Annotated in this window: 20 protein-coding genes; 12 read left to right on the top strand and 8 right to left on the bottom strand. The window is 72.3% G+C overall.

The window, feature by feature from the left end; genetic code table 11:
• Positions 1 to 4: 4 nt before the first annotated feature.
• Positions 5 to 829 (bottom strand): TIGR02452 family protein, encoded by an 825-nt coding sequence (locus ACYVMZ_RS10095; protein ID WP_461077798.1) that lies wholly within the window; start codon positions 827 to 829, stop codon positions 5 to 7.
• A gap of 312 nt (positions 830 to 1,141) precedes the next feature.
• Between ACYVMZ_RS10095 and egtA the strand changes: the two genes are divergently transcribed.
• From egtA to ACYVMZ_RS10070, 5 genes are all read left to right on the top strand, one after another.
• On the top strand, positions 1,142 to 2,452 hold the full coding sequence (gene egtA, locus ACYVMZ_RS10090) for an ergothioneine biosynthesis glutamate--cysteine ligase EgtA (RefSeq protein WP_461077796.1): 1,311 nt from the start codon (positions 1,142 to 1,144) through the stop codon (positions 2,450 to 2,452).
• Positions 2,449 to 3,801: an ergothioneine biosynthesis protein EgtB gene (gene egtB, locus ACYVMZ_RS10085; protein ID WP_461077794.1), complete on the top strand. Its 1,353-nt coding sequence runs from the start codon at positions 2,449 to 2,451 to the stop codon at positions 3,799 to 3,801. The genes egtA and egtB overlap by 4 nt, the downstream gene beginning before the upstream one ends.
• On the top strand, positions 3,801 to 4,607 hold the full coding sequence (gene egtC / locus ACYVMZ_RS10080) for an ergothioneine biosynthesis protein EgtC (RefSeq protein ID WP_461077792.1): 807 nt from the start codon (positions 3,801 to 3,803) through the stop codon (positions 4,605 to 4,607). The genes egtB and egtC overlap by 1 nt, the downstream gene beginning before the upstream one ends.
• A complete protein-coding gene (egtD, locus tag ACYVMZ_RS10075; RefSeq protein WP_461077790.1) occupies positions 4,604 to 5,566 on the top strand; it encodes an L-histidine N(alpha)-methyltransferase in 963 nt (320 codons plus the stop codon). Before egtC ends, egtD begins: the two co-directional genes overlap by 4 nt.
• Positions 5,567 to 5,836: 270 nt before the next feature.
• Positions 5,837 to 6,052 carry a dodecin gene (locus tag ACYVMZ_RS10070; RefSeq protein WP_461077788.1) on the top strand — a complete coding sequence of 72 codons (216 nt, stop codon included), beginning with the start codon at positions 5,837 to 5,839 and terminating at the stop codon, positions 6,050 to 6,052.
• Positions 6,053 to 6,075: 23 nt separating this feature from the next.
• On the opposite strand, the gene ACYVMZ_RS10065 is transcribed toward ACYVMZ_RS10070, so the two are convergent.
• The gene (locus ACYVMZ_RS10065) at positions 6,076 to 6,567 is read right to left on the bottom strand and encodes a phosphatase domain-containing protein (RefSeq protein WP_461077786.1); all 492 of its coding nucleotides are present in this window, start codon (positions 6,565 to 6,567) and stop codon (positions 6,076 to 6,078) included.
• Positions 6,568 to 7,005: 438 nt separating this feature from the next.
• On the opposite strand from ACYVMZ_RS10065, the gene ACYVMZ_RS10060 reads away from it, so the two are divergent.
• From ACYVMZ_RS10060 to ACYVMZ_RS10035, 6 genes are all read left to right on the top strand, one after another.
• Positions 7,006 to 7,449 (top strand): DUF485 domain-containing protein, encoded by a 444-nt coding sequence (locus ACYVMZ_RS10060; protein WP_461077784.1) that lies wholly within the window; start codon positions 7,006 to 7,008, stop codon positions 7,447 to 7,449.
• Positions 7,443 to 9,038 (top strand): sodium/solute symporter, encoded by a 1,596-nt coding sequence (locus ACYVMZ_RS10055; RefSeq protein ID WP_461077782.1) that lies wholly within the window; start codon positions 7,443 to 7,445, stop codon positions 9,036 to 9,038. The genes ACYVMZ_RS10060 and ACYVMZ_RS10055 overlap by 7 nt, the downstream gene beginning before the upstream one ends.
• A gap of 70 nt (positions 9,039 to 9,108) precedes the next feature.
• Entirely contained in the window at positions 9,109 to 9,516 is a 408-nt protein-coding gene (locus ACYVMZ_RS10050; RefSeq protein ID WP_461077780.1) for a (2Fe-2S) ferredoxin domain-containing protein, read from the top strand.
• A gap of 79 nt (positions 9,517 to 9,595) precedes the next feature.
• Complete coding sequence (gene rpmF / locus ACYVMZ_RS10045) at positions 9,596 to 9,766, top strand: 50S ribosomal protein L32 (RefSeq protein ID WP_095750490.1); 171 nt, start codon at positions 9,596 to 9,598, stop codon at positions 9,764 to 9,766.
• Positions 9,767 to 9,771: 5 nt separating this feature from the next.
• Entirely contained in the window at positions 9,772 to 10,950 is a 1,179-nt protein-coding gene (locus ACYVMZ_RS10040) for a GTP-binding protein (RefSeq protein ID WP_461077778.1), read from the top strand.
• A 45-nt stretch (positions 10,951 to 10,995) separates the two neighbouring features.
• Complete coding sequence (locus ACYVMZ_RS10035) at positions 10,996 to 12,006, top strand: LLM class flavin-dependent oxidoreductase (protein WP_461077776.1); 1,011 nt, start codon at positions 10,996 to 10,998, stop codon at positions 12,004 to 12,006.
• Between the two features lie 148 nt (positions 12,007 to 12,154).
• On the opposite strand, the gene ACYVMZ_RS10030 is transcribed toward ACYVMZ_RS10035, so the two are convergent.
• From ACYVMZ_RS10030 to ACYVMZ_RS10010, 5 genes are all read right to left on the bottom strand, one after another.
• On the bottom strand, positions 12,155 to 13,138 hold the full coding sequence (locus tag ACYVMZ_RS10030) for a lysophospholipid acyltransferase family protein (protein WP_461077774.1): 984 nt from the start codon (positions 13,136 to 13,138) through the stop codon (positions 12,155 to 12,157).
• Positions 13,138 to 13,908, bottom strand: a complete 771-nt coding sequence (locus ACYVMZ_RS10025; protein ID WP_461077772.1) for a GNAT family N-acetyltransferase — start codon at positions 13,906 to 13,908, stop codon at positions 13,138 to 13,140. Before ACYVMZ_RS10025 ends, ACYVMZ_RS10030 begins: the two co-directional genes overlap by 1 nt.
• Before the next feature lie 283 nt (positions 13,909 to 14,191).
• Positions 14,192 to 14,941, bottom strand: a complete 750-nt coding sequence (locus ACYVMZ_RS10020; protein WP_461077770.1) for a succinate dehydrogenase/fumarate reductase iron-sulfur subunit — start codon at positions 14,939 to 14,941, stop codon at positions 14,192 to 14,194.
• Complete coding sequence (locus tag ACYVMZ_RS10015; RefSeq protein WP_461077768.1) at positions 14,938 to 16,890, bottom strand: fumarate reductase/succinate dehydrogenase flavoprotein subunit; 1,953 nt, start codon at positions 16,888 to 16,890, stop codon at positions 14,938 to 14,940. The genes ACYVMZ_RS10020 and ACYVMZ_RS10015 overlap by 4 nt, the downstream gene beginning before the upstream one ends.
• Positions 16,891 to 16,892: 2 nt before the next feature.
• Entirely contained in the window at positions 16,893 to 17,561 is a 669-nt protein-coding gene (locus ACYVMZ_RS10010; protein ID WP_461077855.1) for a succinate dehydrogenase, read from the bottom strand.
• Between the two features lie 120 nt (positions 17,562 to 17,681).
• On the opposite strand from ACYVMZ_RS10010, the gene ACYVMZ_RS10005 reads away from it, so the two are divergent.
• A complete protein-coding gene (locus ACYVMZ_RS10005) occupies positions 17,682 to 18,566 on the top strand; it encodes a LysR family transcriptional regulator (protein WP_461077766.1) in 885 nt (294 codons plus the stop codon).
• 537 nt (positions 18,567 to 19,103) lie between these two features.
• Here ACYVMZ_RS10005 and ACYVMZ_RS10000 read toward each other — a convergent pair.
• Positions 19,104 to 19,592, bottom strand: coding sequence for an ester cyclase (locus ACYVMZ_RS10000; protein WP_461077764.1), 489 nt, complete (start codon positions 19,590 to 19,592; stop codon positions 19,104 to 19,106).
• Between the last annotated feature and the right edge of the window lie 106 nt (positions 19,593 to 19,698).

The raw sequence follows: 19,698 nt of genomic DNA, 5'->3' as shown, positions 1-19,698 counted from the left end.
CGCACTACCGCTGCGGCCGACGCTCCGGAAACGCCCGTACGAACGCCTCGCGGACCACGCTCCCGGCCGTGCGGTCCAGGATCCCGAACACCACGTGCTCGAAGGCCGAGGCGAAGCGCCCACCGGGCTCCAGCAGGGCCCGGAACGCGCCCGCCACCTGGGCCGGGTCGTTCTGGAAGACCCCGCAGCCCCAGGCGCCCAGCACCAGCCGGCGGTAGCCGTGGGCGGCGGCCGTCTCCAGGACCCGTTCGGCCCGTGCGGACAGGGCGTGCGGCAGGTCGGCCGCGCGCTGCGGTGCCGTGCGCAGGACCACGCCCGCGTTCGGCGCGGCCGCGGTCAGGAAGCCGGCGGCGTACGGCTCGTCCAGCAGGCGGCCGCGGTCGTCGCGGAAGACGGGGACGGCCGATGCGTGGATGACACGGTCCGTGTAGAACGGGTCGCGATGGGTGCGGTGGTGGTCGTAGAACTCCGGGACCCGCACCAGGCACGTGTACAGCGCGGAGGCCCGGCACAGGGCCTCCTCCTGGGCCTGGGCGCCGTTGAGGTAACCGCCGCCGGGGTTCCTGGCCGAGGCGAAGTTCAGTACGGCCACGTCCGCGCCGAGCCGGCGGGCGGCCTCCAGGCTGCTCTCCCCGGTGACCTCGATCAGCGTGTCCACGGCGGTGACCGGTGGCACGTCGACCGGCCCGGGCCCGTACATCCGCGTGCCGTTCCGCGCCGCCTCCACCGCCGCCGCGATCGACACCTCGCGCCCGTCCGGCGCGCGATAGCGCCCCGCCGCCACGATGAGCTCGGTGTTCCGCGCGATGCCGCGCAGCCGCGCGCTCACGGCGCGACCCCCGTACGCGCCACGACCGCGCGGCGTGCGGCCTCCCCCGTCGTGCTCATGCAGGCATCCTGAGCGATGCTGGTCGTGCGGTGCAACGGAATTTCGCCGTCCGAAGACACCCGGCCACCAGGCCCGGAAACGGCCGGGTACGCCCCGGGAAACGTCCGGGTCGCGGAGATGACCGCCCCGGAACGCCCAGGTACGCGCCCTTGTGCCGAGCGACACGAGGGTCTTGGGTGGGACGGGTGTGATGCCGGCCCGGACCATCAGACCCGGGTCGGCGACATGGTGGAATCTCAGGAGGATCCCGACATGTCCGAATCGGTCAGTGGCTGTACTGAGCCACGCACCGCCCTATCGGAAGCCGAGGTGGAAGCCCTGGTCCGGGGCATCTGCTTCAAGACCGGCCCGCCCCGCCGCCTCGGGGTCGAGGTGGAATGGCTCGTCCACGAGCTGCGCACCCCGCAGCTCCCCGTGACACCCGAACGACTCGAAGCGGCCTACGCCGCACTGCGGACCGTGCCCCTGAGGTCGGCGCTCACCGTCGAACCCGGCGGCCAGCTGGAACTGAGCTCGCCGCCCGCCGCCTCCCTGATGGAGTGCATCGGTACCGTCTCCGCCGACCTCGACGCCGTCCGCGCGGTCCTGCGCGAGGACGATCTGGCGCTCGTCGGCATCGGCCACGATCCCTGGCACCCACCCCGCCGGTTCCTGCGCGAACCGCGCTACGACGCCATGGAGGCCTGCCTCGACCGCACCGGCCCGGCCGGCCGCGCCATGATGTGCGCCTCGGCCTCGGTGCAGGTGTGCCTGGACGCCGGGTACGAGGAGCCCGGCACCCTCGGTCACGTACGGCGCTGGTGGCTGGCCCACCAGCTGGGCGCGGTCCTGGTCGCCGCGTTCGCCAACTCCCCGCTGGCCGGTCACCGGCCGACCGGCTGGTTGTCCACCCGCCAGCTGCGGTGGGCGCAGATCGGCGCCGGCCGGGCGGGCGGCCCCCCGCTGGACGCCGACCCGCGCGGCGCCTGGGCCCGGCACGTGCTCGACGCCCCGGTGATGTGCGTACGGCGCGACGGCGGGCCCTGGGGCGTCCCCGAAGGGCTGACCTTCAGGGAGTGGACCAGGTCGCGGGCGCCACGGCCGCCCACCCGGGAGGACCTCGACTACCACCTCACGACGCTGTTCCCGCCGGTCCGGCCGCGCGGCCACCTGGAGATGCGCATGATCGACGCGCAGCCCGGCGACGACGGCTGGATCGTGCCGCTGGCCGTGACGACGGCGCTGTTCGACGACCCGGAGGCCGCGGAGACCGCCTACCGGGCCGTGAAGCCCCTGGCCGAGCGGGCGCTGGGGCTGCCCGCGCCGCACAATCCGCTGTGGCTGGACGCCGCCCGCAACGGCCTGGCCGACCCCGAGCTGCACGAGGTCGCCGTGGCCTGTTTCGCGGCCGCGCTGCGGGCCCTGCCGCGGCTCGGCGCCACCCCCGAGGTCACGGACGCCGTCACGGCGTACCAGGAACGCTACGTCGCCTGCGGCCGCTGCCCCGCCGACGACCTGCTCGACCCGCTGCGCGGCTCGGACCGCCCCGGGAACCTCACGCACGGGAAGGACATCCGCCCATGACCGATCCCGCCCTCGACACCGAAGCCGTACGCGAGACCGATGCCCTCCCCGACACCGAAGCGCTCCGCGAGCGCGCGGTCGCCTCGCTGACCACCGCCCGCGACCGCACCACGCTGCTGACCAGCTGTGTCGACGACCCGGACCTGACCGCGCAGCACTCGCCACTGATGTCCCCGCTGGTGTGGGACCTCGCCCACATCGGCAACCAGGAGGAGCAGTGGCTGCTGCGGACGGTCGCCGGGCAGGAGGCGATACGGCCCGAGATCGACGGCCTGTACGACGCCTTCGAACACCCGCGTGCCGAGCGCCCCAAGCTGCCGCTGCTGCCGCCGGACGAGGCCCGCCGGTACGCGGCCGACGTGCGCGGCCGGGCGCTGGACGTGCTGGAGAGCACCGCCTTCCACGGCACCCGGCTGACGGAGGCCGGCTTCGCCTTCGGGATGATCGCGCAGCACGAGCAGCAGCACGACGAGACCATGCTCATCACCCATCAGCTCCGCAGGGGCCCGCAGGCGCTGACCGCCCCGGACCCGGACCCGGTGCCGCTGTTCACCGGCCCGTCCGAAGTCCTCGTGCCCGGCGGCCCGTTCACGATGGGCACCTCCGCCGAGCCGTGGGCCCTGGACAACGAACGCCCCGCGCACCGGCGCGAGGTGCCGCCGTTCTCCATCGACACCACCCCGGTGACGAACGGCGCGTACCAGGCGTTCATCGAGGACGGCGGCTACGACGATCCGCGCTGGTGGACGCCGGAGGGCTGGGCGCACATCCGCAGGAACTCGATCCACGCCCCGCTGTTCTGGCGCCGCGAAGGCCGGCAGTGGCTCCGCCGCCGTTTCGGCGTCACCGAGGTCGTACCGCCCGACGAGCCGGTGCTGCACGTGTGCTGGTACGAGGCCGACGCCTACGCGCGCTGGGCCGGGCGGCGGCTGCCCACCGAGGCCGAGTGGGAGAAGGCGGCCCGGTACGACCCGGCCGGCGACCGCTCGATGCGCTACCCGTGGGGCGACGCCGATCCGGCACCCGAGCACGCCAACCTCGGCCAGCGGCACCTGCGCCCCGCGCCCGCCGGTAGCTATCCGGCCGGTGAATCACCGCTCGGGGTACGCCAGTTGATCGGTGACGTGTGGGAGTGGACGGCGAGCGACTTCCTGCCGTACCCCGGGTTCCGGGCGTTCCCGTACAAGGAGTACTCGGAGGTGTTCTTCGGGCCGGAGTACAAGGTGCTGCGCGGCGGTTCGTTCGCCGTGGACGCCGTGGCCTGCCGGGGCACGTTCCGCAACTGGGACTACCCGATCCGGCGGCAGATCTTCTCCGGGTTCCGCACGGCTCGCTCGGGGGATATCTGATGTGCCGTCACATGGCGTACGTGGGGCCCGAGGAGTCGCTGGGGCGGCTGCTCGTGGAGCCGCCGCACGGCCTGTACCGGCAGTCGTGGGCGCCGAGGCGGCAGCGGTACGGGACGGTCAACGCCGATGGTTTCGGGGTGGGTTGGTACGCCGAAGGCGATCCGGTGCCGGCCCGGTACCGCCGGGCCGGGCCGATCTGGGCGGACCTGTCGTTCGCGGATCTCGCCCGGGTCGTACGTACCTCAGCGCTGCTCGCCGCGGTGCGGGACGCGACGCTGTCGGGCGCCGACGCGGAGGCCGCCGCGGCGCCGTTCGCCACGGGCCGTTGGCTGTTCAGCCACAACGGCGCCGTTCCGGGCTGGCCGGACTCGCTGGCGGCGGTGGCGCGGACCCTGCCGCCGGAGGACCTGCTGTCGCTGGAGGCCCGCAACGACTCCGCGTTCGTGTGGGCCCTGGTGCTCGCCCGGTTGCGGAGCGGCGACGCGGAGGGGCAGGCACTGGCCGACACGGTCCTGGAGGTCGCCGCGGCGGCCCCCGGAGCCCGGCTCAACCTGCTCCTCACCAATGGCGAGACCGTCACCGCGACCGCCTGGGGCGACACCCTCTGGTACCTGACCCGGCCCGGCGGCGGCACCGTCGTGGCCTCCGAGCCCTACGACGACGATCCGCACTGGCAGGAGGTGCCCGACCGCACCCTGCTGGCGGCGAGCCGCACGGACGTGCTGCTGACCCCCTTGAAGGAACCCCCGCTCGGCGACCCCAGCGACACCCTCGCACCCGCACCTGCGAAGGAGCCCCGTACGTGAGCCCGTTCCATCTGACCCGCACGCTGCCCGAGGACGCCACCGGCGCCGCCCTGCGCGCCGACGTCCGCCGCGGCCTGACCGGCACCCCCAAGACGCTGCCGCCGAAGTGGTTCTACGACGCGCACGGCAGCGAGCTCTTCGAGCGGATCACCGACCTGCCCGAGTACTACCCGACGCGCGCCGAGCGGGAGATCCTCGTCGCCCGGTCCGGCGAGATCGCCGCGGCAACCCGCGCCCGCACCCTGGTCGAACTGGGCTCCGGCTCGTCCGAGAAGACGCGGCACCTGCTCGATGCCCTGACCCGCCTGCACACCTACGTCCCCGTCGACGTCAGCGAGAGCGCGCTCAGCCAGGCCGGGCAGGCGCTCGCCGCCGAGCGGCCCGGGCTCGACGTGCACGCGCTGATCGCCGACTTCACCGCCCGCTTGACGCTGCCGGACACGCCGGGGCCCCGGCTGGTGGCGTTCCTCGGCGGCACGATCGGCAACCTGCTGCCCGCCGAGCGAGCCGCGTTCCTGGCCTCCGTCCGCGCCCTGCTCGCCCCGGGTGACGCCCTGCTGCTGGGCACGGACCTCGTCAAGGACGAGCAGGTGCTGGTCCGGGCGTACGACGACGCGGCCGGGGTGACGGCCGCGTTCAACAAGAACGTCCTTGCCGTGATCAACCGCGAACTGGGCGCCGACTTCGAGCCGGCCGCGTTCGACCACGTGGCGCTGTGGGACGCCGAACACGAGTGGATCGAGATGCGGCTGCGCTCCCGCACGGCGCAGACGGTGAAGGTCCCCGCGCTGGACCTGGCCGTCGACTTCGCGGCGGGCGAGGAGCTGCGCACGGAGGTGTCGGCGAAGTTCCGGAAGGAGGGCGTGCGGGCCGAACTGCTCGCGGCCGGCCTGGAGTTGGCGCACTGGTGGACGGACACTGAGGGCCGTTTCGCACTGTCCCTGAGCCTGGCGCGCTGACGGGGCGGGTGCTCACCCAGGGTCGGTGTCGAGGGCCTCGGCACTGCGGCGGGAGGCGCGGCGGGCCTCGGTCGCCGGATCGGCCCCGGTGAGCACCCTCGCCATGTGCTCCTTGATCGGGTAATTGGTATGGACCAATACGAAGGTCACCGGGTCGCCGAGGTTCCCTCACCCGTGGCACGACGTCTCGCGCTCCGCCGCAGCTTGGGGCACGGTGGAGTGACGCGTGACACACCCGTCACAGGCGTCGTCGCAGGGAGGAGCACCCGTATGTCGAACCACATCTACCGGGTCACGGAGATCGTCGGCACCTCGCCCGAGGGCGTCGACCAGGCCATCCGCAACGGGATCGAGCGCGCGTCGCAGACGCTGCGGAACCTCGACTGGTTCGAGGTCACCCAGGTGCGGGGCCAGCTCGACAACGGACGGATCGCACACTGGCAGGTGGGCCTGAAGGTCGGCTTCCGGCTCGAGTCCGCGGAATGACGGCGCCGTAGACGTCACCGCGCTCAGGTCCGCCCTTCCCGCTCCTGCGCCACCTTCAGCTCGGCCGAGGGTGTCGCCCAGCGTGCCCGTACGACGGTGAAGCCCGCCCGTTCGGCGTCCGCGCACACCAGCTCGTCGTCGTCCACCAGGACACGGATCTCGCGCGTCCGGGCGAGGCGGCGCAGGATCTCCAGCTTGGTGAACCGGGCGGGCCTGCGGTCGGCGTCCCTGCGCATGTACACACGCCCCCCGGGCAGCCCCTGGGCGGCGAGCCACTCCAGCGTGTCGCGCCGGCAGCGCTCGGGCCGGCCGGTCAGATAGACGACCTCGCAGTCCCGTGCGCTCTCGCGCACCAGCGCGACGCCCTCCGGGATCGGCGGGTCCTGCGGGGCGGCCGCGAAGAAGGCGTCCCAGTCCCGCGGCCGGCGCTCCAGGAACCGCTGCCGGTGCGCGGTGTCGGCGAGGGTGTTGTCCAGATCGAAGACGGCGAGGGGAGCCTTGCTGCTGTCGGTCACACCCCCACCCTAGAGGCTCGGCCCAGCCGCGTCCGAAGCGACAGGATCGAGACTGTCTGGCCGAAAGAAATGGTCCGGACTATTCTTCGGCGTGCCTTTTTCCGCAGGCCGCGACAGCGCGCGCAGCTCACCAGGGGCGTGAATAGGCCAGCGGCACACGGCAATTCAGCTGTCCGGTTGATAGTTCAAAGAGAGCGCTGCCATACTCCGGCTTCCGGCCTTCGTCATCACCCACGGGACGAAGGTGCGGGGTCACCACACAGAACCCCGAGGCCGCTCCACGTGAATGCGAAAACCGAGGATTTCGCCTTCACGAATCCCCCACACAGCCCGCATCCCCCGTGTATCCGGCGCGCCCGCACCCGCCCGGCAGCCGGACGACCGTCGACTCGGCAAAGAGTCGAGTGCGCGGCATGACGCAGCGAAGAAGGTGCGCTCTTGCCCGAATTCTCACCGTGGTCCGACAACTCATTCACGCACCACGCCCCACATGCCCAACCGGCACCAGCACCACGCCTGTCCGACGATCCCGAATTCCAGTCGCTGCGCCATGCCCAGCGCCGGTTCGGAACGCGCGCGACAGCCCTCTCCGTCGGCGGATTCCTGCTGTACGTCCTGCTGTCGAGTTTCGCCCCCGCCCTGATGAACCAGCCCCTGCTCGGCCGCCTCACGCTCGGACTGGCCCTGGGCCTCGGGCAGTTCGCCGTGATGGGCGTGACCGCCTGGTGCTACGTCCGGCACATGCGCACCCGGGTGGACCCGCTCGCCCGCGGCCTCAGGTCGCGTCTGCACCAGCGCGACACCCACGCACGCGTGACCCACCCGCGCCGCGCGGCCGGGCAGACCGTCCAGCAGACCCCCAGGGAGTTCCGCACGTGGTGACCGTGTCCGCCGGCATCGTCGACCGGTTCAGCCTGCAACTGACGTTCGTGCTGTTCCTGTCGGTCGTCGTCGTCACTCTGTTCATGGCGCTGCTGACGGCCCCTCAGCGCGACGAGATCAGCGAGTTCTACCTCGGCAACCGCACCATGTCCCCGCTGCGCAACGGCCTGGCCATGTGCGGGGACTACCTGTCCGCCGCGACCCTGCTGGGCAGTACGGGACTGGTCGCCCTGACCGGGTACGACGGGCTGATGTACCTCGGCGGCACCACCGTCGCCTGGATGATGGTGCTGCTGCTGATCGCCGAACCCCTGCGCCGGGCGGGCAGGTTCACGCTGGGCGACACGGTGGCCCTGCGACTGCCCCGGCAGCAGCGACCGGTGCGGATCGCGCTGGCCGTGTGCACCCTGGCCATCGCGACCCTCTACCTGGTGGCCCAACTCGTCGGCGGTGTCGCCCTGCTGACCCAGTTCACCGGCGAACCCAGCTCCTCCACACGGACCTTGTGCGTCGTCGTGATCGGCACCTTCGTCATCCTGTACGCGTCTCTCGGCGGCATGCCCGGGGCCACGGTCATCCAGATCATCAAGGCCGTGATGCTGGTGCTGGGTGTCACGTTCGTCGCGGGCTGGGTGCTCCACCACTACGGCTGGAACCCCAACGCCCTGCTCGACGCCGCCGCCGACCGCAGCGGAACCGGCCCGCGGTTCCTCGAACCCGGGCTGCGCTACGGCGGCAGCACCACCAGCAAGCTGGACTTCTTCAGCCTGGAGCTGGCCATCGTCCTGGGTCTCGCCGCGCTCCCCCACGTACTGATGCGGCTGCTCGCCCCGCGCAGTGTCGCCGTGCTGCGCTCCTCCGTGGTGTGGGCCGTGGGCCTGGTCGGCCTGGTCTGCTTCGCGGCCGGCATCGTCGGCCTCGGCGCCACCGCCATCGTCGGCCGGGACACCATCGAGAGCACGGACCACAGCGGCAATGCCGCCATCCTGCTCCTCGCCCATGAACTCGGCGGCAGCGTCCTCACCGCGTTCGTGACCTGCCTGGCCTACCTCACCCTGCTCGCCGTCGCGGCCGGCCTCACCCTCGCGGCGGCCTCGTCCCTGGCCCACGACCTGTACGGCGAGGTGATCCGCAGGGGCCGGGCCAGCGAGACGGAGGAGCTGACCGTCGCCCGGCTGGCCGCGGTCGTCATCGGCGTCCTCGGCATCCTGCTCGCCCTGGTCTCCTGGGGCGCCAACACCGCGACGCTGGCCTTCCTCGCCTTCGCCATCGCGGCCTCCGCGATCCTGCCGACGCTCGTGTACACCCTGTTCTGGCGTCGCTTCACCGCGCAGGGCGCGCTGCTCAGCCTGTGCGGCGGCCTGCTCACCTCCGTCCTGCTCGTGGTGTTCTCCCCCGTCGTCTCCTCCACCCCGGCCTCGTTCTACCCGGACGCCGACTTCGCCTGGTTCCCGCTGCAGAACCCGGGCATCGTCTCCATCCCGGCGGGCTTCCTCCTCGGCTGGCTCGGCACGGTGCTGAGCGATCGTCAGGAGGAGCCGGGCCTCGAGGAGTTCGAGGTGCGGATGCTGGTGGGCGCCGAGGAGTAGACGAGGGGGCGAGCTCCGTACGCCGCACCCCGCCGCCCGGCCGTGATCCCGTACGCCTCATGCTTCTGTCATGTCTCCTCGTACGATCACGGTCGGCTCCGCCCGAGAACACCCCTGCACGCTCGTCGTCTGCCGGGGCTGCTGCTGCGGCGACTCCCGCAAGCACCCCGGCACGGACCACGCCGGCCAGGTGGCGAGGCTGCACGCCGCAGCGGCCGAGCACGGCTTCCGGGTCCGTACGACGGACTGTCTCGGCCCCTGCGACCAGGCCAACGTCATCGTCGTCACGCCCTCGACCGCGGGGCGCCGGGCCGGTGGGCGGGCCACCTGGATCGGCTTCGCCATGGACGAGGACTGCACGGAGGAGCTCGTGCGCTGGGCGGCCGCGGGCGGTCCGGGCCTCGCCGCACCGCCTCTCACGCTGGAACTTCAGTTCATCCGCCCGCCGCGCGGGACACGCGCCCGCTCCCGGCGCTGACGCCCCGAGCCGATCGAATTGCTCATGGGAACCATTTTCATATAGCGTCCTCGGTGCCGTCCGACCGAGGAGGAAGACCATGGCTGTCCCGAAGCGGAAGATGTCCCGCAGCAACACCCGTCACCGTCGCGCCCAGTGGAAGGCCGCCACGCCGACGCTGGTGCCGGTCACCATCGACGGCGTGCGTCACCTCGTACCGCAGAACCTGGTCAAGGCGTACGAGCGCGGGCTGCTGCGCCCCGAGGGCTGAGCCCGATGCCGTACGAGCGACTGCCCGTCACCGTGCTCTCCGGGTTCCTCGGGGCGGGCAAGACCACGCTGCTCAACCACGTGCTGTCGAACCGCGAGGGGCTGCGGGTCGCGGTCATCGTCAACGACATGAGCGAGGTCAACATCGACGCGACGCTGGTGCGCGGCGGCGAGGCCGCCCTGTCGCGGACCGAGGAACGCCTGGTCGAGATGACCAACGGCTGCATCTGCTGCACACTGCGCGACGACCTGCTGGAGGAGGTGGACCGGCTGGCCCGCGAGGGCCGCTTCGACCACCTGCTCATCGAGAGCTCGGGCATCTCCGAGCCCATGCCCGTCGCGGCCACCTTCGCCTTCGCCCGCGACGACGGCGCCACCCTCGGGGACGTCGCCCTCCTGGACACCATGGTCACGGTCGTCGACGCCGCCAACGTCCTGACCGAGCTGGACAGCGGCGACGACCTCGCCGAGCGGGGCCTCGCCCCGTACGAGGACGACGAACGCACCGTCAGCGATCTGCTGATCGACCAGATCGAGTTCGCCGACGTCCTCGTCCTGAACAAACTCGACCTCGTCGACGAGGAGTCGGCGGCCCGGCTGCGGGCGACGCTGACCCGTCTCAACCCCGTCGCCCGGATCGTGCCGGCCGTGCACGGCCGGGTGGATCTGCACCAGGTGCTCGGCACCCGCCTGTTCGACCTCGAGCGCGCGCAGCAGGCCCCGGGCTGGGTGCGGGAGCTCAACGGCGACCACGTCCCGGAGACCGAGGAGTACGGCATCTCCTCCACCGTCTTCCGTTCCGAACTCCCCTTCCATCCCGGCCGGTTGTGGACCTTCGTGACGGAGGGACTCGACGCCGGGGCGTACGGGCGGGTCCTTCGCTCGAAGGGGTTCTTCACCCTGGCGAGCCGCCCGCACGTGACCGGGCTGTGGTCACAGGCCGGGTCCGTCGCCCGGTTCGAGCCGTCCGCCGCGCGTGACCATGAGGCGTCCTACGCACAGGAGCTGGTGTTCATCGGAACGCAGCTGGACACCGAGGCCCTGCACGCGGCGCTCGGCGCCTGCCTCGTACGGCCCGGCGAGAGTCTGCCGCCCGAGGACCCGTTCCCCGCCTGGGACACCTACGGCATCGACGACGCCTGCGAACACGAGCACGCCACTCCGCTGCCGGTGTCCGCTCACTGACCGGGGGGCAAGGAATCCTTCGGGCTCCCAGGTGTTGAACCCTGTATGAGCTCCGTGATCGCGACGACCAGGTTCTCCGTCCTCGACCGCTCCCGCACCCGCGAGGGCCACACCCACGCCGAGGCACTGCGCGACACCGTACGGCTGGCACAGGAGCTGGAGGAGCTCGGCTACCACCGGTTCTGGGTCTCGGAGCACCACGGGGTGCCCGGGGTGGCGGGCTCGGCGCCGACCGTGCTGGCCGCCGCCGTGGCCGCCGCGACCCGCACGATCCGGGTCGGCACCGGCGGGGTGATGCTGCCCAACCACCGGCCGCTGGTGGTGGCCGAGCAGTTCGGCGTGCTGGAGTCCCTCTTCCCCGGGCGGATCGACATGGGGCTGGGCCGGTCGGTCGGCTTCACCGACGGGGTGCGCAAGGCGCTCGGGCGGGACAAGGACGACGCGGAGGACTTCGCGGCACAGCTTCAGGAGCTGCTCGGCTGGTTCCGGGGCACCTCGCCCACCGGGGTCCACGCGCGCCCCGCCGAGGGCCTGACCGTTCCGCCGTTCGTCCTGGCCATGGGCGAGGGCGCCGCGATCGCGGCCCGGGCGGGCCTGCCGATGGTCATCGGCGACCTGCGCGATCGGGAGCGGATGCTGCGCGGCATCGACCGGTACCGGGCGGAGTTCCGGCCCTCGGACTGGGCGAGCGAGCCGTACGTCGTGATCTCCGGGACGGTCGCGGTGGCCGCCACCCCCGAGGAGGCCCGGCGGCTGCTGGTCCCGGAGGCCTGGTCGATGGCGTACTCCCGCACGCACGGCACCTTCCCGCCCCTGCCGCCGGCCGAGCGGGTCGAGGCCCGCACGATGACCGCGAAGGAACGCGGCTTCTACCAGTCCGGACTCACCGGACACCTCGCCGGCACCGAGGAGCAGGTCGCGCACGAGCTGGAGACGGTGCTGAAGGAGACGGGCGCGCACGAGGTCCTGATCACCACCAGCACGTACGACCGTGGGGCGCTGCTGGACTCCTACCGGCGGCTGGCCCGGATCGTCTCGGCCCGGGGCGGCGCGTAGCCGGGCGGCGGCGACACGGGCCGCGGTGGAGGCGGCGCGGGCGGGGAGGACAGCGCGACGGCGCCGTACCCGGCCCGGGCCCTGGCCCCATAGGCGCAGCGGCGTTCCGGGCGGCGGCCGGATGGCTCGACGCGTACGCCGACTCCCTCTACCGCTCGGTGAAGAACGACCGCGACGGCGAGCCGCTCGCCGCCCGGCTCGACGCCGCCGACAGCGTGGGCCACCTCCTGGGCACGGGGCGGTGCTGGACGCCTGGGGTACGGACCTGGAGCTGGTGCGGGTGCGGTAGGACGGCGGCTCGTTCGGCGGCCCGGGCCAGGGAGCGGCGGTCCCGGTGGCGGCCCGCCGGGATCGGGCCGCGCACCTCGACCTCGGCCACCAGCCCGCGTGCCGACGCCACCCGCCACAGGGAGGCGAGCAGGGTGTCGTCGCCGACGAACGCGGGGGCGGTGCTGGGCGTTCCGTCGGCGCGGCGGTAGCGGATGCGGACGGGCTGGACGGGCACGCCCGCGTCGAGCGCGGCCTGGAAGACGGCCCGGCGGAAGGGGCCCTGGGCGCGGCCGCACCAGGTGCTGCCCTCGGGGAAGACCGAGACCGCCTGCCCGTCGCGCAGCGCCCGGGCGATGCGGGCGACCGTGTCGGGGAGGGCGCGCAGCCGGTCGCGGTCGATGAACAGGGCGCCGCGGGCGGCCAGCGGGCCGGCGACCGGCCACCGGCGGATCTCGGTCTTGGCGAGCGTCCGGGCCGGCCGTACGGCGGCCAGCAGCGGGATGTCCAGCCAGGAGATGTGGTTGGCGACCAGCAGGAGCCCGCCGGTGGGAGCGGCGGCGCCGGTGACGCGGACCCGGACCCCTGCGGCCCGCACGATCCACCGGCACCACCGCCGTATCAGGGCCGCGGGGATGCGGCCGCCGAGCGGTGACAGCGCGATCCCGGCGAGGAGGAGCACGACGACCGCCGCGAGCCGCAGCACGGCGCGCGGTACGGCGGTGAGCGCCGCGCCCGTCGCCGCCACGCACGCCTGCGGGGTGCAGGGCGCGGTGGGCAGCCAGGCACTGGCGGGCGCCGTCGGGCGGGCCTGCGGCACGGTCCGCGCGGCGCGGTGGACCGCGCCGATGCCGACGGTGCTCATCAGGCCGGGACGAGGGAGAGGAAGTGCCGCAGGTAGCGCGGGTTGACCCGGCGCATCGACAGCAGCACGTACAGGTCGGCGACCCCGAAGTCCGCGTCGTGCGCGGGCTCCCCGCACACCCAGGCGCCCAGGCGGAGGTAGCCGCGCAGGAGGGCGGGCAGTTCGGCGGGGGTGGCGGGGGCCGCGCCGCCCGGGACCCAGGGCAGCAGGGGCCGTACGCGGTACTCCTCGGGCGCCAGGTGTCCCTCCCGTACCCGGTTCCAGGTGGCGGAGGCGAGGGTGCCGCCGTCGGCGAGCGGAAGGGAGCAGCAGCCGGCGAGCCACTCGTGGCCGCGGTCGGCCATGTAGCGGGCGATGCCGGCCCAGATGAGGCCGATGACGGCGCCGTCGCGGTGGTCGGGGTGCACGCAGGACCGGCCGACCTCGACGAGGCCCGGCCGGATGGCGTCGAGGGGGCTCAGGTCGAACTCGCCCTCCGAGTACAGGCGTCCGGCGACCGCGGCGCGGTCCGGCGGCAGCAGCCGGTAGGTGCCGACGACCTGGCCGGTCATCTCCTCGCGCACCAGCAGATGGTCGCAGTACGCGTCGAAGGCGTCGACGTCGTGTCCCGGCTGCGGGGTGGACAGCAGGGCGCCCATCTCCCCGGCGAAGACGTCGTGCCGCAGCCGCTGCGCGGCACGTACGTCCTCCTCGTCACGGGCGAGACCGACGGTGTAGCGGGTGGGTGCCGAGGGCTGCGGGGGACGGTCGACGGTCAGTACGCCGGTCATGGCTTCTCCTGGTCACGGGCCGGGTCGGCGGGGCGACGGCAGAGCTGAGCGGTGCGATCTGCCGCCCCTGTTCTTCCGATGCCGGCTGACCTTCGCGTGACCGGAGGAGAGAGGCCGGGTGTGGGGTTGTTGAATGGAAGGGTCCTGGCGGGACCGGAGCTGAGCACCACGTCCGGTCCCGCCCGTCCGCACCCTGTCGGCGAACGTTCCTCGAGCTGCGGCTTCTAGGCCCTGTCATCAAACTCCCGCCGTCCGCCCGGAGGGGGGAGTTTGACGCCAGGGCCTAGCGCCTGGCCACCTTCCGCGTGGCCCGCAGCCACTCCTTGTTCATGCTCGTGATGGACGTCAGCGGAATGCCCTTGGGGCAGGCGGTCGCGCACTCCCCGGTCAGGGTGCAGCCGCCGAAGCCCTCCTCGTCCATCTGCGCCACCATGTCCAGCACGCGGGTCTCCCGCTCGGGCGCGCCCTGCGGCAGGACGTTGAGGTGGTTGACCTTGGCCGAGGTGAACAGCATCGCGGCGCCGTTGGGGCAGGCCGCCACGCACGCGCCGCAGCCGATGCACTCGGCGTGCTCGAAGGCGAAGTCCGCGTCCGGCTTCGGCACCGGCGTGGCATGGGCCTCCGGCGCGGAACCGGTCGGCGCGGTGATGTAGCCGCCGGCCTGGATGATCCGGTCGAAGGCCGACCGGTCCACCACCAGGTCCTTGATCACCGGGAAGGCGGACGCCCGCCACGGCTCGATGTCGATCGTGTCGCCGTCCTTGAAGGACCGCATGTGCAGTTGGCAGGTCGTGGTGCGCTCCGGGCCGTGCGCGTCACCGTTGATGACGAGCGAACACGCACCGCAGATGCCCTCGCGGCAGTCGTGGTCGAAGGCGACCGGGTCCTCGCCCTTGAGGATGAGCTCCTCGTTGAGGGTGTCGAGCATCTCCAGGAACGACATGTCGGGCGAGATGCCGTCCACCTCGTACGTGGACATGGTGCCTTCGGCGTCGGCGTTCTTCTGCCGCCAGACGCGCAGGGTGAGCTTCATGCGTAGCTCCGCTGGGTGGGGTGGACGTACTCGAAGACCAGGTCTTCCTTGTGCAGGACGGGCGCCTCGCCGGTGCCGGTGAACTCCCAGGCGGCGGCGTAGGAGAACTCGTCGTCCTTACGGGCCGCTTCACCGTCCGGTGTCTGGGACTCCTCGCGGAAGTGGCCGCCGCAGGACTCGGTGCGGTGCAGTGCGTCGAGGCACATCAGCTCGGCGAGCTCCAGGTAGTCGACGATGCGGTTGGCCTTCTCCAGCGACTGGTTGAACTCCTCGCCGTTGCCCGGGACCTTGATGCGCCGCCAGAACTCCTCGCGGATCTGCGGGATGCGCTCCAGGGCCTTGTGCAGCCCGCTGTCGGTGCGGGCCATGCCGCAGAACTCCCACATCAGCTCGCCGAGTTCGCGGTGGAAGGAGTCCGGGGTGCGGTCGCCGTCGACGGCCAGCAGGAGGTTGATGCGGTCCTCGGTCTCGGCCAGCACCGCCTCGACGACCGGATGGTCGGGGGTGACCTGGTCCTTGTGCGGGTTGCGGGCGAGGTAGTCGTTGATGGTGGCCGGGAGGACGAAGTAGCCGTCGGCCAGGCCCTGCATCAGCGCGGAGGCGCCGAGGCGGTTGGCGCCGTGGTCGGAGAAGTTGGCCTCGCCGATCGCGAACAGGCCGGGGATGGTGGTCTGGAGGTCGTAGTCGACCCACAGGCCGCCCATCGTGTAGTGCACGGCGGGGTAGATCCGCATCGGCACCCGGTACGGATCCTCGTCGGTGATCCGCTGGTACATGTCGAAGAGGTTGCCGTACTTGGCCTCGACGGCCCCCCTGCCCATCCGCTTGATGGCGTCGGCGAAGTCGAGGTACACGCCCTGCCCGCCGGGCCCGACGCCCCTGCCTTCGTCGCACACGTTCTTCGCGGCACGGGAGGCGATGTCACGGGGCACCAGGTTGCCGAAGGAGGGATAGATGCGCTCCAGGTAGTAGTCGCGCTCGTCCTCGGGGATCTCGTTCGGCGGCCGGGTCTCGCCCTTGGCCTTCGGCACCCAGATCCGGCCGTCGTTGCGCAGCGACTCACTCATCAGCGTCAGCTTCGACTGGTGGTCGCCGGTGCGCGGGATGCACGTCGGGTGGATCTGCGTGAAGCAGGGGTTGGCGAAGTAGGCGCCGCGCCGGTGTGCCCGCCAGATGGCGGTGGCGTTGGAGTTCATGGCGTTCGTCGACAGGTAGAAGACGTTGCCGTAGCCGCCGGAGGCCAGGACGACGGCGTCCGCGAAGTGCGTGGAGATCTTCCCGGTGATCAGGTCCCGGGCCACGATGCCACGTGCCCGCCCGTCCACGACGATCAGGTCGAGCATCTCGGTGCGCGGATGCATCTCGACGTTCCCGGCCGCGATCTGCCTCGACAGCGCCTGGTAGGCGCCGAGGAGGAGCTGCTGGCCCGTCTGGCCGCGGGCGTAGAACGTCCGCGACACCTGGACGCCGCCGAAGGAGCGCGTGTCGAGCAGGCCGCCGTACTCACGCGCGAACGGCACGCCCTGCGCCACGCACTGGTCGATGATCTCCACGGAGATCTGCGCGAGCCGGTGGACGTTCGACTCCCGCGCCCGGAAGTCGCCGCCCTTGACGGTGTCGTAGAACAGCCGGTGGATGGAGTCGCCGTCGTTGCGGTAGTTCTTCGCCGCGTTGATGCCGCCCTGCGCGGCGATCGAGTGGGCGCGGCGCGGGGAGTCCTGGTAGCAGAACTGGATGACCTTGTAGCCCTGTTCGGCGAGGGTGGCGCCCGCGGAGCCGCCGGCCAGGCCCGTGCCGACGACGATGACGGTGTGCTTGCGCCGGTTGGCGGGGTTGACCAGCTTCGCCTCGAAGCGGCGCTTGTCCCAGCGCTCGTGGATCGGCCCGGACGGTGCCTTCGTGTCGACAACCGGTTCGCCGACCGTGTAGTTGACGTATTCAGCGGTCATGTTCAGCTCACCACTCCGGTCATGACGCCCACGGGCACGGCGATGAAACCGGCCGTGAGCAGCAGCGCGAGGACGTTGGCGACGGTCTTCAGGGCACGGTCGCGGGTGCGGCTGCCGACGCCGAGGGTCTGGGCGGCGCTCCAGAAGCCGTGCCGGATGTGCAGGCCGAGCGCGAGCATCGCGACGATGTAGATGGCGTTGCCGTACCAGGTGGAGAAGGTGTCCACGACGTTCTGGTACGGGTGGCCGGGCTGGAAGCCGGGGTGCACGGTGCCGGTGGTCAGGTCCAGGATGTGCCAGACGATGAACAGGCCGAGGATGATCCCGCCCCAGCGCATGGTGCGCGTCGCGTAGCTGGCGCGCGGCTTCTTGTGCACGTACTTGCTGGGCCGCGCCCTGATGTCGCGGCGGCTGAGCTGGTACGCGGAGACGCCGTGGGCGACGACGGAGACGACGAGGACGATCCGGATCAGCCAGAGCGTCCACTCGTAGTGCATGAACGGCTCGCCGACGGTGCGCAGCCAGTGGCCGTACGCGTTGAACTCGCCCGCCCCGAAGTAGATCTTCAGGTTTCCGATCATGTGGGCGACCAGGTACAGCAGCATGATCAGACCGCTGACCGCCATCACTGTCTTCTTGCCGACGGTCGAGTCCCACACGGTGCGTGCCATGGACGGCCGCCGGTCCGTCCGCGTTGCCAGAGCCATGTAACAGCACGCTAGGCGTGAGACACCGCATCGGTCCAAGACATGGTCCGGTTTGATTCCATAGGCGGCGACTATCGTAGGGGTGTGCAGTTCCAGCAGCTCCAGTACTTCGTGGCGGTCGCCGAGACCCGGCACTTCACCCGGGCAGCCGACCTGGTGCATGTCGCCCAGCCGTCGCTGTCCCAGCAGATCAAGGCGCTGGAGCGGGAGCTCGGCGCGGACCTGTTCCTGCGGGCGCGCGGCAACATCACGCTGACGGACGCCGGAGAGGCCCTGCTCCCCCTGGCCCGGCGCATCCTGGCCGACGCGGACACGGCCCGGCACGAGGTGCAGGAGCTGGTGCAACTGCGCAGGGGCCGGGTACGGCTGGGCGCGACGCCGAGTCTGTGCACGGGCCTGCTGCCGGACGTGCTGCGCGCCTTCCACGACCGCTATCCCGGCATCCAGCTGCTCATCGAGGAGGGCGGCTCCCACGACCTGGTGCGGGAGCTGGCGCGCGGCGCCCTCGACCTGGCGCTCGTCGTGCTCCCACTGCCGTCCCCCTCCCCCGCGCTGACCACGGTGGAGCTGCTGCGCGAGGACCTGGTCGTGGTCTCCTCCCCGGACGCCCCGCGGCCCGGCCGGGGCCGGCGGACCGTGCGGATCGCCGACCTGGAGGGCGAGCGTCTTGTGATGTTCCGGCACGGCTACGACCTGCGGGAACTGACCGTGGCCGCGTGCCGCGCCGAGGGGTTCGAGCCGGACTTCGCGGTGGAGGGCGGCGAGATGGACGCGGTGCTGGGATTCGTCCGGGCCGGGCTGGGCGTCGCCGTCGTGCCCCGGATGGTGGCCGCGCGCTCCGGACGCGGCCTGCGGGTCACCCCACTGGCCCGGCCCGGGCTGCACCGGACCATCGCCCTCGCCCACCGCAGCGATGTGGCGCCGCCGCGGGCCGCCAGGGAGTTGCAGCGGATGCTGCTGGAGCGGTGAGCCCGCCCACTCCACGGAAGCGGGTGGCGTATGGCGCCAGGCGCGGCCGGATATTCGCTGCGTCCCCGGCATGCGCCGTGCGTACCCTCAAGCTGTGAGTGACGAGCGGGATGAGCAGTACGTCCGGTACCGGGACGACACGCGGGTGCTGGCGGCGATCGGGGACTGCGTCGCGGCGCAGACCGGCCGGATCACGGTGCGGCTGGCCAGAGCTCTGGCCGAGGCCGCCGTGGCCGCGTGGGACCGCGACGAGCACGACGCGCCGGGCGAGGAGACGCCCGGGCAGGCCGCGCTGCGCGACGGTGCCGCCGAGCTGGCACTGATCGGTCTCGCGATCAGGGAACGCGGCCGCTGGACCGGCGAGGAGGTCGCCGTGGACCTGGAGATCGCCTCGCGGGGGCGGCCGTACGGGCCTTGGAGGATGGGGCCGGCGCAGAGGACGGTGGGGTGGGGCGGGGTGCGCGGTAGCGTGCCGGGCACCGCGGAAGCCCATCGCCCCACGCAGTGGCAGGCAGTCGCACAGCACGCCGGCCACGCTCACGGGCCGACCGCGTCACCCCCTGGCGCCGCCGTGCCCGCGCGGCGCGCGGCCGCGGCGGCCCGTATCCGGTCCAGGGGGATGCCGGCCTGCTCGCACAGGGTGGCCAGGTCGAAGTAGATCGCCTCGCCCGCCATCAGACCGTCCTCGAAGGGGACGACGTTGGCGAAGGGCACCTCGAAGGCGCCCCCTCCGGGCGGGACCCCGAGCCACTCCCCTCGGCTGGTGCCGCGGAGCGTTCCCCATACGGCGATGACGTCGTCCCCGAAGGCGATGCCCTCGTCGACGGGGGCGAGGTCCGGGAACGCGGTGAAGTACTGCTGCTGGTAGGCGGCGCGCACCGCGTCCCTGCCCCGGCTGCGCAGCCCGAGCGCCTTCGTCTCCAGGAGGCAGTCGGGGACGAACGTCCTGAGGATGCCGTCGATGTCCCGCGCCGCCTCCGCCTCGCGGTGGGCCTCGAAGAGGCGGCGCATCTCGGTGGTGTCCATACCCGTGCTCCCTCTTCCGGGGCCCGGCAGGGTCGGCAGGGTCGGTCGGATCGGTCGCGGATTCTCTCTCGATCGTAGGAAGCGGGCGACGCGCCGACCACCGGGG

Source organism: Streptomyces deserti (genome assembly GCF_054782695.1).
This window is presented reverse-complemented; position numbering and strand designations above follow the sequence as displayed.